Raw genomic sequence first — 16,198 nt, forward strand, 5'->3', positions numbered from 1 at the left:
AGGTGTCCCATACAAAAGAGTTCATAGATTTTAAAAGCCTTTCCAAAAACAAATGGCAAGATAAAAAGCTTGTGGAAAATATATTAAAGTCCATCGAAAGAAATGGCAATACAGTTACGGTTACCACTGTAGAAACCAAAAGCGTGACGGAACAACCGCCTTTGCTGTTTGATCTGACTGGCTTGCAAAAAGAAGCCAATAAAAAGTTGAATCTGACGGCTGAAGAAACCTTGAACATTGCGCAAAGCCTGTATGAAAAGAAATTTATTACTTACCCGCGTACTGGGAGTAAATATATTCCTGAAGATATGTGGGCAGAGATTCCAAATCTTATCAGGGCTTTACAGGATATGGGAGCCTTCAAGCAAGCAGTAACCAAAGTGAAATGGGGGAATTTCAATAAACGTATTGTAAATGACCTTCGTGTTACAGATCATCACGGTCTGCTGATTACGGACAAAATCCCATCAGCATTACAGGCTAAGGAAAATGCCGTTTACCATATGATTGCCTTTCGACTACTGGAAGCAATTTCACAAGCCTGTAAAAAAGAGATAACCGATATTACTTTACAGGCATTGCATTATGATTTTGCCCTGAAAGGCTTCAAGATATTAGAACTAGGTTGGCGTTCCATCAAAGGCAGTTTTTCCGATAATGATACTGAACCTGTGCAGGAATTACCCGAACTGAAAAAAGGTGATGAACTCAAAATCAAAGATGCTTCGGTTTTGGAAAAGAAAACCAGACCACCTGTGCTTTATACTGAGGCCGGACTTTTATCAGCTATGGAAACGTCAGGAAAGGAGATTGAAAATGAAGAGGAGCGCAAAGCAATGCAAAACTTAGGTATTGGTACACCAGCCACAAGAGCCGCCATTATTGAAACCCTGTTTAGCCGTAACTATATCCAAAGGGGAAATAAATCCCTGTTACCTACCGATAAAGGATTGCAAGTCTATGAACTGGTCAAAGACAAGAAAATTGCCGATGTAGCAATGACCGCAGAGTGGGAGCTAGCTTTGCAGAAAATTGAAAACAACGAAAGTAATGCGGAAGTTTTTCAAAAAGAAATGGAAATCTATGCCACATCTATTACCAATGAATTGCTGCAAACGGCTATTGTACAAGAAAACCTACCTAGCCTTGTTTGTCCTAAATGTAAAAAGCAGCAACTGATTATTAGAGATAAAATTGTTAAATGTTCTAATGAGGTCTGCAACTGGGTACAGTTCCGAAATGTATGTGGTGTGCATGTAAGCATAACTGATATAGAAAGTCTTGTCAATACTGGCAAAACTTCTCTTATCAGAGGAATGAAAAGTAAAGCTGGAAAGAAATTCAAGGCCTATATTGTATTGAATGAGAAAGCGGAAAGCTCCTTTGAATTTGAAAAATCTAATTTATCAGGTAGAAACTAAAGTCTTTAATCAGGCTGTAAAGCGGAATATAGACCGCTTTCCTGAAAACTTCCGTTTCCAGTTGACCCAAGATGAATTTGATACTATAAACTTGAGGTCACAGTTTGTGACCTCAAGTTTGAATTATGGGGGAAGGCGTTATCTGTCTTATGATTTTACCGAGCAAGGTATCGCTATGCTCCGTAGCTATACTGCCGTAAAAGGATGCCCACGACCGTTTTCTCATAATTGATAATACCGAACTTTATCATATTGGAGCATCATTGAAAGATCTGGGTAAAAAATGGTTTGCCTTTTCAAGAATGGATATTGAGATTGGCAGAATGCTTCAAATTTTATCCGTTTAGCAAAATTATAAACAAAATATAGTATGGAAACACATCAAAAAGACCTGTCTTATTTCAGGTTACGACTACAAGAATTATTGACTACAAGCTTTCCCGAAAAAACGTATGATGTTAAATTTATTGCCCAGCGTTCAAGTTGGGCTTCCAATGCTTATGAAGGAGCATTTCGGGCAGGAAACCCCGTCAGTCAATGCGATCATATTGCTGATTATGTTTTATTTGAAGGATTGTACTTCTCCAGATTTGATACCGTTTTTCAGGTGGTTTGCAATGAGTTTGATACTACAATGGCAGACGAAGAACTACGACCGTTTGCCTTAAAGATGTTGCCTGTTTGCGACCCTGTTTTTACAAACTACAAATTGGAGGATGACTTTGCCTATTCTTCGGAGTTTGACCTGCTCTATACTGAACTGACTGGAACTATAGCCATTTGGATAGAAGAAAATGGGCTTCAGTAAACGTCAACATCTCCAAAGGAATATTGATGCCTTACGAATTGCTTTTGAACTGGAAAGGGAGAAACGGAAAGCCACGATAGGCGAAAGACTGCTAATGATTCAATACAGCGGATTTGGCGGTCTTAAATTCGTGTTGAACCCTGCCCAAAACCCGATAGACATTAACCATTGGAGGAAAACTGAACACGAACTCTTTCCTCTTACACAGGAACTCCATCAGCTACTAAATGAAAATGCCGCTGATGAAAAGCAATACCGAAGTTATGTGGATAGTATGCGCAGCTCCGTACTTACGGCATTTTACACGCCGCCTTTGGTGATTGATGCCATTTCCACTTCTTTACAGGAGAGCGGTGTAAGCATCCAAAAATTTCTGGAACCTTCTGCCGGTATTGGCTCTTTCATACAATCTTTTGCCGATAGAGACTCACCCCAGGTTACCGCTTATGAAAAGGATTTGCTTACAGGAAAAATTTTAAAGCAGCTCTATCCCAACAGTGCTGTCCGAATAAACGGTTTTGAAGAAATACCAGAAAGAGAACTAAATAGCTACGATATAGTAGCCAGCAATATCCCTTTCGGTGATACTTCCGTTTTTGATCTTTCCTATTCCAGAAGCAAGGATACTACAAAAGTACAGGCGGCCCGAAGCATACACAATTACTTTTTCATGAAAGGAACCGATATGCTCCGAGAAGGAGGTGTGCTGGCTTTTATCACTTCACAAGGGGTACTGAACAGTCCGAAGAACGAACCTATACGCAGGACATTGATGCAGGATAATAATCTGGTTTCAGCAGTTCGATTGCCAAACAACCTATTTACTGACTATGCCGGTACGGAAGTCGGTAGCGATTTGATAATCCTTCAAAAAAATTCTGCAAAGAAAAGTTTGACCCAAGCGGAAGAACTGTTTTGTCAAAGCGAAATAGCGGAATACAATAAACCAAACAATGCCTTGTTTCAGGATAACGTAAGGATTGTCCATACTACACGTGTGCTTGGAACTGATCCTTACGGACAACCTGCATTTATCTATACGCACACGAATGGTGTGGAGGGAATTGCCAAAGATCTAAAGCAAATGCTATCGGAGGATTTTAGAAAACATCTTGATATTGGTTTGTATAAAGGTGAACGGAACGATTCGTCTGTTGTACAAATTCCGATAAAACCAACGGTTACACCTGCCGTTTCCGGGCCCGTAACCATTACATTCAAAACACAGACTCTATCTGCTTCAACAACAAATAAGGACATTGTCAAAGAGGAAAGGCAACTGAGCATTTTTGATCTCTTTGAAAATTTAGAAGAACTGAAGGCTGTTGCCGCTCCTGTTAAAGCAGTTGCAACAACAAAACAACCAGCCAAAAGAAAAAGAACTGTGAGCGGATATCAGGGAAACCTGTTCAGCGGTTTGATGCAGCAACCTCCTGTTACTATTTCTCCAGTAAATAATAATACTCCAAGTGAAAGTAATGCGGAGGAAGTTATTGGCGATTTGTTTTCAGTAGTGAGCAGAAATGGTCTGATCGAAAAGATTACCGCAGAGAAAACTATTCCCGAACCTGCAATTTATACCAAGGGAATACAGTCTTTTCATCGTAACGATAGCCTTGCATTGGATAACGGCTGGGTAGGTTATCTCAAAGACTTTGAAAGTGAAAAGAAGCAGGCAATGTTTCACCCTCTGCAATTATCTTCCTTGCAGAAAGCAAGGGCTGAAGCCTATATTTCTGTACGGGATAGCTATCTCGATTTATATCAGAAGGAAGCCAAACTGCAAATTGAACATAAAGAAGAGAGAGAAAAATTTAATAAGGCTTACGATGCCTTTGTAAAAAGCTACGGCAACCTAAACAGTGCTGATAATATCAAGCTTATCAAAACAGACAGTTCCGGTAAGGAAATCCCTTATCTGGAACGTGTGGTGGGCGGTGTGGTACATAAGGCAGATATCTTCCACCGTCCGGTAAGCTTCTCCATTACAACATTGACTGCTGATAATCCTGATGAAGCATTAGCCGCATCGCTGAACAAATACGGCAGGGTTGATCTGGGTTATATGTCCAAAATCAGCGGTATGCTATCCGACAATTTGAAAGAGGCATTACACGGGCGTATTTTTTACAATCCTTTGGAAAAGGAATATGAAATAGCTGAAAGATGGATTGCTGGCAATGTAGTGGAGAAAGCCACAGCAGTAAAAACCTACCTCGAAAGCAGTCCCGATGATAAGCAGTCCGAAGAAAGCCTTACTGCTTTGGAAGAAGCCAGACCAAGAAGTATCGATTTTGAAGAGTTAGATTTCAATCTTGGTGAACGCTGGATACCAACTAGAATCTATGCTCTCTTTGCTTCTCATCTTTTCGATACGGAGGTGCGCATTCAATATTCTGAGACTTCTGATGACTTTTCTATAAAATGCGACCAGAAAAATGTACATATATGGGATAAATATGCCGTCAAGTCAGAAAGTCGAACATTTGACGGGATTGCTCTGCTGAAAAATGCATTAGTTAACACCACTCCTGATATTACTAAAAAGGTCATAATTGATGATAAGGAGATCAAGGTACGGGATATGGAAGCCATACAGATAGCGAATACCAAGATTGATGAAATTCGTACAGCATTTACCGAATGGCTTAACGCCCAAAATGATGAGTTTAAAAAAAGACTAACCAAACAATATAACGATACCTTTAACTGTTTTGTACGACCGCAATACGACGGAAGTCATCAGGAATTTCCTGGACTAGACAGAAAAGGCTTAGGTATTAATGACCTGTATTCGAGCCAAAAGGACACAGTATGGATGATCAAACTGAACAAGGGTGCGATTTGCGATCACGAAGTTGGAGCAGGAAAGACATTGGTGATGTGTACCGCAGCACAAGAGATGAAACGCTTGGGAATGGTTCACAAACCTATGATAATAGGATTGAAAGCCAATGTTCATGAGATTGCAGAAACGTACCGTGAAGCCTACCCACACGCTAAAATTATGTATCCTGGTAAAGAAGATTTTACCCCACAGAAAAGGCAACGGATTTTCGGAGATATTAAAAACAACGATTGGGACTGTGTGATATTGACCCATGACCAGTTTGGCATGATACCTCAGTCGCCAGAACTGCAAAAGGAGATCCTGCAAGTTGAACTCAACAGCGTGGAGGATAATCTTGCCGCCTTAGAAGCTCAGGGCAAAGAGATTTCAAGGGGAATGCTCAAAGGTGTAATCATCAGGAAACAAAACCTTGAAGTTAGACTGAAAACCTTGGAATACGACATCGAAAACCGAAAAGATGATGTAGTGGACTTTAAGATGATGGGCATCGACCATTTATTTGTTGATGAAAGCCACCAATTCAAAAATCTGATGTTCAATACCCGCCATGACCGGGTTGCAGGCTTGGGCAATATGATGGGAAGTCAAAAAGCCATGAATCTGCTTTTTGCCATCCGCACCATTCAGGATCGCATACAAGGAGATATGGGCGCTACCTTTCTTTCGGGAACAACTATCAGCAATTCCTTAACCGAGCTATATCTATTATTCAAATATCTGCGTCCAAGAGCATTGGAAAAACAGGGTATCAATTGTTTTGATGCATGGGCAGCTATATATGCAAGGAAAACAACCGATTATGAGTTTTCAGTCGCCAATAATATTGTGTCAAAAGAGCGCTTTCGTTACTTTATCAAAGTGCCGGAACTGGCACAGTTTTATTCGGAAATCACAGATTACAGAACCGCTAAGGATATTGGTATAGATCGTCCGGAAAAGAACGAGGTGCTTTATAATATACCGCCTACACCGGATCAGGTAGTATTCATCCAGAAATTGATGGAGTTTGCAAAATCAGGTAATGCGATCTTATTAGGTAGACCTCCGCTGACAGATCGGGAAGAAAAAGCAAAGATGTTGATTGCTACAGATTATGCCCGTAAGATGTCGCTCGATATGCGGATGGTAAGCGGAAAATACGATGACCATCCCGATAGCAAAGCTTCTCATTGTGCTGCCTACATAGCTAAATATTACCAAAAATTCCATTCGCAGAAAGGAACGCAGTTTGTCTTTTCAGACTTAGGTACTTACAAACCTGGAGAATGGAATGTCTATGGAGAAATAAAACGTAAACTTGTAGAAAATCACGGCATACCACCACATGAAGTCCGTTTTATACAGGAAGCTAAAAATGATAAGCAACGTAAAGAGTTTATCAGTGGAATGAATGATGGAAGAATCCGTGTTCTGTTTGGTTCTACAGGTATGTTGGGAACTGGTGTAAATGCACAGAAAAGAGCAGTTGCTGTCCATCATTTAGATACGCCGTGGCGGCCAAGCGATCTTGCCCAACGTGACGGAAGGGCCGTTCGTAAAGGCAATGAAATTGCCAAATTCTTTGCCAATAACAAGGTAGATGTAATTATCTATGCTGTAGAAAAATCACTAGACAGCTACAAGTTTAACCTACTGTACAATAAACAGCTTTTTATTGACCAGCTCAAAACTAACAATCTCGGAAAGCGTACCATTGACGAGGGAAGCATGGATGAAAAATCGGGAATGAATTTCTCGGAATATGTAGCTATCCTTTCAGGGAATACAGATTTATTGGAAAAAGCAAAACTGGAAAAACAGGTCGCTGGATTGGAAAGTGAGAAGCAGGCATTTAATCGTTCCAAATTCAGTTCCAAGTACAAACTGGAAGACAGTATCACTACACTGGAGTCTGCTAGGTCACGATTGGAAAGAATGAGTCTCGATTGGGAAAACCTGCATCAGCGTCTACAAAAACGACAGGATGGTACGATACTTAATCCTGTACAGCTTGATGGATTATCACCCAATGCAGATATGAAAGAGATTGGAGCCAAGCTTAATCAGATTGCTGATAAAGCCCGTACTGGAGGTCAGTACGAAGAAATAGGCAGCCTGTATGGGTTTACGTTATTGGTTAAAACTGAAATGTCTGAAAAAGAGGGTGTTGATATTAGGGTCAATCGTTTCTTGGTACAGGGTGAAGGCAACATAAAATACACCTATAACAATGGTTTGATTGCTAATGACGTAAAGCTTGGGTCAATGAATTTTCTTAGTGCTTTGGAAAAAATACCTGGCTATATCGAGCAGGAGCAAAAGAAAATTGCCGATCTGCAAAAAGATATACCTGTACTTCAGGAAGTTGTCAACGGTACGTGGAAAAAGGAGAGCAGGTTGAGTGAACTAAAAACCGAACTCGCGGCCATTGACAGGAAAATCCAATTATCTATTGCTCCTGACTCTAATGAACAGATAGTTGAAGAGCAGAAAGAAACAATTAAAATAGATGATGTTCAGGAAAGATCTTCAGTACGTTTAAAGACAATCTAAATCTGGAACAAAATAAAAAGCTACATTTATTTGTTGCTTTTTTTTGTATTATCCTTTTGTACCAAATGTTGTAAATCAGGATCATTTTTAATACGCTCCAATTCAGTTTCAATAACCTGAATAATATCCAATTTTATCTGTCTGTAATTAGCTTCGATTTCCTGCTTCATCATATCTTCTCCTGCCTCGTTTATGAAAGATAGTATTTCCGGTATTTTTTGATAGTCTTTGGTTTCAGCAGCTACTTTATCATTGTCCACAACAATTTCAGCATGGAAGATTTTCTGTTCGATACGTTCATCAAAATTGTCTGATACAGCCCCTACAAAAACACCTTGGGTCAATGTAGAAATTTTAGATGCAGGAATGAGGCTGTCCAATTGTGTGGAAATGGATGTCGACGTATCATTACGGTTGATTGACAAACTCTGCCTTTTCTGCAACACCTTACCAAAACGTTCCGAAAGGTTTTTGGCAGTTTCTCCTACCACCTGACCACTAAATATATTACCCACGGTATTTTGTATAACCTTACTTTCTTTGTCTCCATAATCACGGGTTAATTGCGAATAATCCTGAAACCCCAAACAGACGGCAACCTTATTACTTCTAGCGGTGGCTATCAGATTGTCTAATCCACGAAAATAAATGGTAGGCAGCTCATCAATGATAACTGAACTTTTAAGTTGTCCCTTTTTATTGATGAGTTTCACAATTCTTGAATTGTATAAGCCCAATGCTGCGGAATAGATATTTTGACGGTCAGGATTATTGCCTACACATAATATCTTCGGCTCTTTCGGGTTGTTGATGTCCAGTGAAAAATCATCTCCGGTCATAACCCAATACAATTGCGGTGAGATCATTCTTGACAAAGGAATTTTAGCTGATGCAATCTGTCCCTGTAACTGGTCTTGTGCGCCGCCTTGCCAAGCATCCATAAAGGGTGATAGATAATTTTCCAGATCAGAATAGGATGTCAGAATAGTAAATATATCTGAATACTTTTTGTTTAGTAGTTCAATGGCGTGAGGGAACGTACAATATTTGCCGTTTTCATAGATTTTAAGAAACCAAATAATGGCAGCCAATAAGATGATTGGAGATTCTACAAAGAAATCCCCCTGCTTCTGTATCCAGCTCCTGTTAAGATTCAGCATAATGGTGTACGCCGATTCGTAAGCATCGGATATATCGGTCATAAAATCGGGATTTATCGGGTTGCAACGGTGGCTCTTTCTTGGGTCATCAAAATTAATGACGTAGAATTTCGGTTTTACCTTGTACTTATCCGTGTGTTTTAGCAAATGGTTATAGGCAATTGTAGATAGGTCGTCGAATTTAAAATCATAGATATACATTGAAAAACCTTTCTCAATATGCTGCTTGATATAGTTGTTTACAATAGCATACGATTTACCCGAGCCAGGCGTGCCCAATACAATGGTTGCCCTAAAAGGGTTTACAATATTAATCCATCCGTTATGCTGTTTTTTGTTGTACCAAAATTTGGTGGGTAAGTTTACGGAATATTCATTTTGCATTAGCTTAGTTTCCTGCATAAAACTTTCATTCTCGTTGTTGAAAACATCGTCCATCAGGTTGTTGTTTAGCAAACGGTGCATCCATACACCTGCCATTAGCAAAGCAATATATCCTAAAGCCAATGTTACTATATAAAGGAATGTTCCTATAATTGGCGATAACTTTAACAGTGGCGTATTTAGAAAGAACAACGCAAACCCAATTCCCAAAGCCACATAAATTTTAGACCAGGTTATTTTCTCATTCTTCACACCTTTGCTTCCCAGACAACTTAAAGCCAACAGAACTATGGTAAATACTTTGGTGTAAATCGTGTGTGAAAACAAACTAGCGGTCCGTTGGAAATTGACCAATATCTTATTGATAACTTCCAATGTCCATCCTCTTTCAAGAAAAAAACCGTAACAGTACCAGTATAAGTGCATCAGCACTATCAGAATACTCACGGCTCTCATAAATGCCATAATCTTGGCAAGTCCTCTTAAGTCGTCTTCTCCCTGCATTTTAAAAATATTAAAGTTCAGCCGTGAATTTAAAGGCTGTAAAGATTGACTGTAGGAAAGTGGCAGTTGATGGCGGTGAGTGGCAGTATTTGGCTATCTTTTACTTTTGACCACTGTTGCGTCTTCTTTTCTTCTTCATTTTATTGGTAAAGTCCTGTTCTTCGTAATCTTCTCCTTGTGCCTCAGGCAACAGTCCTCCAAAACTTTCCATCATACTAGTTTCATTTGTGCTTGAAGCGGTGATTTCTTTGTTTAGGAAATCGAATAATTCATGGGGCTTTTCGGCTGGTAGATCTTTCATTGCGTTGTGCTGAGATATTTTTGGATGAGGTTCGTTAAGCCTTTTTATTTCCGGTTTTATATTATTGTTCCAATAATCATTAAAGGTATTGGCCGAAAGCTCTTTCCCCAATCTGGAGCCATTCCAAACGGTTCTGGAATTGTGGTCGATAAACGTAATGCCATAAATACGTCCTGTATCATTTCTACGAACAATTACATTTACTCCCTGTTCCGCTAATTGCTTCTTAAAGTTCTTTTCATCATTTGTCGATTGGAAGGCAATTTCAATCGAAGCTTTGATGGTGAGTTTTGCTATATGGTTTTTTAAGGCTTGCTTGGATTCTTCAAAATGTAATTCCAAAGCCGGAATCCCTGCATTTTTACCGAATAGGGAAGCCTTGAGTGGATGCCCGGCTTTTTCTCCTTTTTCATTTAAAGAAAAGTATAATAAGCCTTGCTTGATTTTTCCTTGTAGTTCTCCCTCTATTTTTTCAGTGGTAATATTGAACAGGGAAAGCAAAGCATTATATTCCCCCAATGTCTGGAATTTATAATACTTAGGCAGATATCGGACAACCGAAGCAATCTGGCTTTTTATATCTCCTGTTTGGTAATTAACGGGACGAAAAATCTTGTCATTCTGCCGATGTCCTTTCTCCGTAGCCGCTAGTAATCCATATTTGTTTTCGAGTTCACGGCATACATTCATAGACCGTCTTTTTTCAAACTTATCCGAAATCTTTTTGCCTTCTTCATCCACACAAACCGATACGATATGGATATGTGTGCGGTCAATATCCGTGTGCTTGAATACTACAAAAGGTTGTTCTCCATAACCCAGCTTCTGCATATATTCCTGAGCCATCAGTTTGAATTTTTCATCACTTAAATTATCCTTCGGGTCAGGATTGAGTGAAATATGCAAAATTGGTTTTTCAGTATTGCGGTTGGCTATCAGATAAGGTTCGAAAGATTGGACCAATTGAGCAACGGAATACTGCGCATTAGGTGTTTCAATTATTCTATTGGTAAACAGAATTTGCCCGTTTTCTTTCTCCACTTTGAGCTGATTGTATGCCAAAGCGCCGTATAAATTGCTCCCTCTTCCGATTTTTGCTATCATTTCAACACTATTTTTTCAAATGATTTGCTTCAAATTCTTCTGTGAGCTGAATGATTTTTTGACATAATACCGCCATTTCGGCTGTCTGCTTTTCCAATTTGTAGAGATAAGCTGCTGCTTTTTTCTCCGAAAAATTACGGTACAACAGTTTTACAACCTGATTATAATTCACGCCAACGGAGCGGAACTGACTGTGAAAAGACGTTAACCTCATATAAAAATCCAACATAGCTTTGTCAATTTTAACCGTTTTAATCTCTCTTCCAAACAGTACGGAAATGATAAATTTTGCTTTATTGTTCATTCCAGATGCTTCAAAAAGCGATAATAATCTCGCGTTTTCTTCGTCCGTAAGGCGAAAAACGTGGCGGTGAATACTTGGATTGTTCTTGGGCGTCCGTCCGCCTTTATTCTGTTTTCTGTTATTGTTTTCGTTCATCATCTATCCATTTTTAACTTTAGCAAAAAGCCTGACTTCGGAAGGCTTTTCAGGCCCCAGCAGGGCAAGTTGTTTTGAGGCACGAACTCAGTTTCGAGTGCCTCAAAACACAACTTGCCGTGTTCTGGTGAACACAAAAATCCGCCCTTCGGGACGGATTAAATAAAGCAGGGATAAACGGCTTCGGGCCGTTCACTTTCTTACTTGATATTTCATAATATTTTTGCATAAGTCCGTTAATAAAAATCACTTTACAAAGTAAACTCCTCTTCAGTAGAGCATTGAGCTATGTTGCAGTGCCAAACAGTGCCAATGAACGCCAATTCGTTCCACCTTTGAATAAGGACGTATATATCTGCATTTCTTTGTACCTGCAAGCGGATGTAAACAGATAACTATGTTGGTATGTAGTTCCTTAATTATGTATGTAGTCACTTGTGTATGTAAAAGCGTCCGGATGTGGATAGATGCAGTTGAGGATATGAAATCATATAGTTGTATATGTGCATATTTACAGACTTGGGTTTGCATATAACTAGGTCTGATGATACAAACCTATATGTATAGGTGCCTAAAAATAGAGGTACATATGTTAGTATTCAAGCAGAGCAATACCTACTTAAATGACCACATAGCTTTCTACAAAACTGCATATGTATAGGCAAAAGCAGATAAGTATCTACCAACGCAACGATATAAGTAAATAATTAAATACAGTTAAAAATGAAAACAGAACACAAAACAGTATTCATTGCTTTTTCTTCCCAAAAGGGAGGTGTAGGCAAAACCACCTTTACGGCACTTGCGGCCAGTACGCTGCATTATCGGCTGGGCTACAATGTAGCCGTATTCGATGTTGATTTTCCACAACATAGTTTAATGAAAATGAAGATTCGTGATTTGGCTATGGTGATGGAAAATGAGTTTTTAAAAAGGGTGGCATTCAAACAATTTACAACCATTAACAAAAAAGCTTATCCTATCATCCAACATAAAGCTGAAGGGGTATTGGAAGCTGCGCATGATTTTTTGGAATCCGCTTCCGTTCCGGTTGATTTTATCTTTTTTGATCTTCCGGGTACAGTAAACACTCCCGGTATTTTGAAAGCTCTGGCGGGGATGCACCATATTTTCACACCTATTATAGCAGATCGTCTAGTTATGGAAAGTACGCTCATTTTTACCCAGTTGATGAAGGATGTTATTATGAAAAAAGGAGAAACCTCCATTGAAACCATTAACCTGTTTTGGAATCAGGTAGATGGTCGTGAGCGTTCGCCTTTGTACGATGTTTATAATAAATTGATAGATGAATTGGGATTAAGTCTGATGCAATGTCAGATTAAGAACAGCACACGTTTCCGCAAGGAAAGCGAAGCTGGTGCCAAGACTGTTTTTCGGTCAACTTTAATGCCTCCCGATGAACGTTTGATGAAAGCTTGCCGCTTAGACCAGTTTATGACGGAATTTTTAAGAATCGTTCAATTATAATAGTATGGAAAAAGACAATAAGAAAAAAGCTATTCCTGAAATCAACGAAGAGCTAATGATGAATTTAATGGTAGATGGAGTAAAAAAGGAAGGGTTGCAACTTCCGCCGGAAGAACCCGAAGCTCCTATGAAACCGTTACAGGAAAAACCTTTACTGAAGGAACGTAATAGAACCAAAAAAGTAAATGAACAGGATTACGAAAGTATATTTTTCAAAAGGCCTGGTACCAATGCCCGTGATGGCAAAACGGTATATATCCGACCGGATTTCCATGAGAAACTGTCTCGGATCGTACAGGTAATAGGCGAAGATAAGATAACCATTTACGCCTACTTAGACAATCTTCTCGAATATCATTTTCAGGAGTTCGGCGAGCAGATTACCACAAGTTTCAATGATAAGTACAAACCTATTTTATAATTATGGAAACAGTAATCGTTATATGCCTACTAATTGTTATTGCGCTGTTGTTGGAGGATAAGATTGTCATCAGGAAAGGGGAGGAGCAAAAACTAACGCAGGAAAAACCCAATGCGAAACTACCCGTTATAATGGGGCAACCCAAACCAATGAGAAGCCTTCCAGTGCCAAAGAGTGCCACTGAAAGCCAAATTAAAGAGCAGGAACAGGAAATGGATAATTTTGATGTTGAAATCGACGAAGAAGATGTCGATATGCAAATTCCGCAGGAAGAACTGGACGAAGTTTTTGGAAATATGCCTGATTTGGAGGAAGAGGAAGAAGAATGGAACAGGTATGGAATATCCGGTGGTAATGACGGTTTTGCCCAAGGGGTTACCTTTGAAGAACTAAGCTCCGTGGGGATGCTGCTGCAAAAAGAAAAATTGGAGCCATCTCAAAAGGAAACAGCAGTTGCTATAGTTCAGAAAATACAAGGAACCGAATTATTCACCTTACTGGAGAATTCTATGGAAAGTGCTTCCCGTAAAATAGCTGAGCTATTAGACGGGAGCCTTTTTTCTGAAACAGATGCCGGTTCTTCCACTTTGCGGAAAAATGATTTGGAGAATTTTGATATTGGGGAGTTTTTATAGGCTCCTCAATATTTTTATTTAGGTCGATAGTTTGCCGATAACTTTATGAACATTATCAAGCCTTATTAATTTGTAGTTTGAACTGTCCAAATCTTCTATCAGAATATCTAAATCAATCTTTTCATTTTCTTCATTGTGAAGAGGCTTATCAATAGAGGTGAAAATTATTGTTTGTTTTTCTTTTATCTCTGAAGAAATTTTAAATAGCTCTTTTAAGCTACTTAAATTTGTTCTATGCTGTCCAGGCTCATCAAACATAATAACACCTGGATGATTGATACCATTATTTAGTAAACCTAACGTATAAGCCCAAATATTTCTAACAAAGTCAGATGCGGAAGAATTTATTCTAATAGATTGTGGTAAAAAGACACCCTCTTTTTTGTTTAAATAAACCGGCAAATATTTAAATGGTTCTTTTCTGTTAATAGATATTTGGTACTTTTCATTACTGTCATATCCAAAGCCAAAAAGATAATTCTTATATTCAGTTTCAAAGTCTGCTAGTTTTGTCTCGTCTTCTTTTTCCGATTCACCTAAATTTCCAATTTCTATATTATTATTGTGATACTTATTAGCTAATGCCTGCAATTCTCCCTTCAATTCTATAATGGATTCTTTAAGTAATAGCAGACTCTCTATTTCTCTCTCAAGTTGAAGTTTTTTTACAACTTCTGATTCAGAAAAAGCTCTGTCGTCTGCAATCAAATCTTTTGATATAGATTTAATCAAGACTTCCTTTTGGCGTAATGAATTTTTAAAATATAATAGAAGAGCTTTTTTTTCATTTATTGTTTCATTTAAACTAGTAATAGAAGATTCTATTATTTTCTTTTGACTTCGTAAAAAATTAGTATTCTCTTCCAATGTTAGTTGAGGGATCTTTATATTCTTTGTAGAGATAAGATTTGTCGTTACTTCTTGAGAACAAGTGGGACATTGATTAGCACCGCGTTCATTAATTATATTTTCACTAAAAACTTTCTGTAAATTGATGTGATCCTTAATCTCGGACTCAATAATACTTATTTGGCTATTTAAGCCAGAAAATTGTTGTTTCTCGATTCTTAGTTTATTCTCAAATCTTTCGATATAATCTTTGAGTTTAAAATATTCTTCTTTCTGTTTATTAAATTCTAATATCGCTTCTTCTCTGTTTTCTTTTATAGTAGAGATGGGTTTATTCTCTAAATCCTTTACAGCTTCTGATTTCTGATTAAAAAAACGACTGAAGCTGATTTTTTCATCTTCTGAGGTAGAAAACAAAACATTAATATTATCAATTTCAGCTTTATCCGTTGTAAGTTCTTCGGGGATATTAATAATTGTCGAATTTGTTTGTTTTTCTAAATAAGAGAATGATTTAATTTTTCTTTTCCAGTCTTCGGTAATTGTATTTTTTTCCTTATTTAATACATCTTTCTGTGTAGAAAGAACAATTTCATTCAAACCTAAAATGAACTCAACTATTTTTTCTTTTGCTTTTGTAATTCCAAAAAATGGCATAGTAGCAAAGAAATCAGACCATCCTTTGGTTTGTTCAATAAATAATGCGGAGAAGATCGTTTGTAAGTAAAGAGGACTATAATTATCGGTTCTGGAACTATTACTTACTTGAGGCAGTTGAATATTTATAAATTCACTTAACCAATTATAGAAACCATTAGGGTTTTCATTATTACCTCTTGAATTAACGAAAAAGACCCCTTTTGCAGTTTCATTACCTTCATCATTGATATGATCAAAAGATGAATAATGAATGACAATATTTGATGTCTTTACATCATCCGTATTCGGTTTGATATACCTCTCTAAGCAAACAACCTCTTTGTTTTCATTTTCTATTTCCAGAATTATTTTAGAAGATAACACTTTATAGGTAACACCATCTTCCTCTTCATTTACCTTAATGGTAAATTCTTCCTTAAGAGCTTTGTCTAATGCTTTTTCATTATGAGCACCTAACAACTCTTCCATTCCAAGAGCATAATATATGCAGGTATTTATAGTTGTTTTTCCTCTTGAATTAGGACCGGCAATTATATTCAATCCTTGTTTAAACAAAATATCAAAACCATACAAATCCGTTATGTTTTCACTTTTATCTGTTAGAATTTCAGCTCTTAATTTATTTATTTTAAACATGC

At 38.0% G+C, this 16,198-nt stretch carries 11 protein-coding genes; 7 read left to right on the plus strand and 4 right to left on the minus strand.

Annotation, left to right across the window (positions count from 1 at the left end; translation table 11 throughout):
• The 4 genes from E0F91_RS16730 to E0F91_RS16745 all read left to right on the plus strand — a co-directional run.
• Positions 1-1,421: type IA DNA topoisomerase (locus E0F91_RS16730; protein WP_132067528.1), on the plus strand; the 1,421-nt coding region annotated here is incomplete at its 5' end.
• The gene (locus E0F91_RS16735; protein WP_341825595.1) at positions 1,363-1,653 is read left to right on the plus strand and encodes an ORF6N domain-containing protein; all 291 of its coding nucleotides are present in this window, start codon (positions 1,363-1,365) and stop codon (positions 1,651-1,653) included. The genes E0F91_RS16730 and E0F91_RS16735, both read left to right, overlap by 59 nt.
• Positions 1,654-1,791: 138 nt before the next feature.
• A complete protein-coding gene (locus E0F91_RS16740) occupies positions 1,792-2,229 on the plus strand; it encodes a DUF1896 domain-containing protein (RefSeq protein ID WP_132067529.1) in 438 nt (145 codons plus the stop codon).
• Positions 2,216-7,612: an N-6 DNA methylase gene (locus E0F91_RS16745; RefSeq protein WP_132067530.1), complete on the plus strand. Its 5,397-nt coding sequence runs from the start codon at positions 2,216-2,218 to the stop codon at positions 7,610-7,612. The genes E0F91_RS16740 and E0F91_RS16745 overlap by 14 nt, the downstream gene beginning before the upstream one ends.
• A 26-nt stretch (positions 7,613-7,638) precedes the next feature.
• Here the strand turns inward: E0F91_RS16745 and mobC are convergent, their stop codons facing one another.
• The 3 genes from mobC to mobA all read right to left on the minus strand — a co-directional run bounded on the left by mobC (position 7,639) and on the right by mobA (position 11,504).
• A complete protein-coding gene (gene mobC, locus E0F91_RS16750; protein ID WP_132067531.1) occupies positions 7,639-9,660 on the minus strand; it encodes a conjugal transfer protein MobC in 2,022 nt (673 codons plus the stop codon).
• Positions 9,661-9,760: 100 nt separating this feature from the next.
• A complete protein-coding gene (gene mobB / locus E0F91_RS16755) occupies positions 9,761-11,065 on the minus strand; it encodes a conjugal transfer protein MobB (RefSeq protein WP_132067532.1) in 1,305 nt (434 codons plus the stop codon).
• Between the two features lie 7 nt (positions 11,066-11,072).
• Entirely contained in the window at positions 11,073-11,504 is a 432-nt protein-coding gene (gene mobA, locus E0F91_RS16760; RefSeq protein ID WP_132067545.1) for a conjugal transfer protein MobA, read from the minus strand.
• A 723-nt stretch (positions 11,505-12,227) separates the two neighbouring features.
• Between mobA and E0F91_RS16765 the strand changes: the two genes are divergently transcribed.
• Genes E0F91_RS16765 through E0F91_RS16775 form a run of 3 tightly spaced genes read left to right on the plus strand, consistent with a single transcriptional unit; the run spans position 12,228 to position 14,051 of the window.
• Positions 12,228-12,995, plus strand: coding sequence for a ParA family protein (locus tag E0F91_RS16765; protein WP_132067533.1), 768 nt, complete (start codon positions 12,228-12,230; stop codon positions 12,993-12,995).
• Between the two features lie 4 nt (positions 12,996-12,999).
• Positions 13,000-13,416, plus strand: a complete 417-nt coding sequence (locus E0F91_RS16770) for a DUF3408 domain-containing protein (protein WP_131910619.1) — start codon at positions 13,000-13,002, stop codon at positions 13,414-13,416.
• Positions 13,417-13,418: 2 nt separating this feature from the next.
• The gene (locus E0F91_RS16775) at positions 13,419-14,051 is read left to right on the plus strand and encodes a conjugal transfer protein TraD (RefSeq protein WP_132067534.1); all 633 of its coding nucleotides are present in this window, start codon (positions 13,419-13,421) and stop codon (positions 14,049-14,051) included.
• An 18-nt stretch (positions 14,052-14,069) separates the two neighbouring features.
• Here E0F91_RS16775 and E0F91_RS16780 read toward each other — a convergent pair whose 3' ends face one another.
• On the minus strand, positions 14,070-16,196 hold the full coding sequence (locus E0F91_RS16780) for an SMC family protein (RefSeq protein WP_132067535.1): 2,127 nt from the start codon (positions 16,194-16,196) through the stop codon (positions 14,070-14,072).
• Between the last annotated feature and the right edge of the window lie 2 nt (positions 16,197-16,198).

The sequence above is a fragment of the Flavobacterium sandaracinum genome (assembly GCF_004349135.1).
GTDB lineage: Bacteria > Bacteroidota > Bacteroidia > Flavobacteriales > Flavobacteriaceae > Flavobacterium > Flavobacterium sandaracinum.

Bases quoted from the DNA above. Each gene is read 5' to 3' on its own strand.
- E0F91_RS16765 (WP_132067533.1), top strand. From the start codon at position 12,228: ATGAAAACAGAACACAAAACAGTATTCATTGCTTTTTCTTCCCAAAAG.
- E0F91_RS16780 (WP_132067535.1), bottom strand. From the start codon at position 16,196: ATGTTTAAAATAAATAAATTAAGAGCTGAAATTCTAACAGATAAAAGT.
- E0F91_RS16745 (WP_132067530.1), top strand. From the start codon at position 2,216: ATGGGCTTCAGTAAACGTCAACATCTCCAAAGGAATATTGATGCCTTA.
- mobC (WP_132067531.1), bottom strand. From the start codon at position 9,660: ATGCAGGGAGAAGACGACTTAAGAGGACTTGCCAAGATTATGGCATTT.
- E0F91_RS16770 (WP_131910619.1), top strand. From the start codon at position 13,000: ATGGAAAAAGACAATAAGAAAAAAGCTATTCCTGAAATCAACGAAGAG.
- mobB (WP_132067532.1), bottom strand. From the start codon at position 11,065: ATGATAGCAAAAATCGGAAGAGGGAGCAATTTATACGGCGCTTTGGCA.
- mobA (WP_132067545.1), bottom strand. From the start codon at position 11,504: ATGAACGAAAACAATAACAGAAAACAGAATAAAGGCGGACGGACGCCC.
- E0F91_RS16735 (WP_341825595.1), top strand. From the start codon at position 1,363: ATGAGAAAGCGGAAAGCTCCTTTGAATTTGAAAAATCTAATTTATCAG.
- E0F91_RS16740 (WP_132067529.1), top strand. From the start codon at position 1,792: ATGGAAACACATCAAAAAGACCTGTCTTATTTCAGGTTACGACTACAA.
- E0F91_RS16775 (WP_132067534.1), top strand. From the start codon at position 13,419: ATGGAAACAGTAATCGTTATATGCCTACTAATTGTTATTGCGCTGTTG.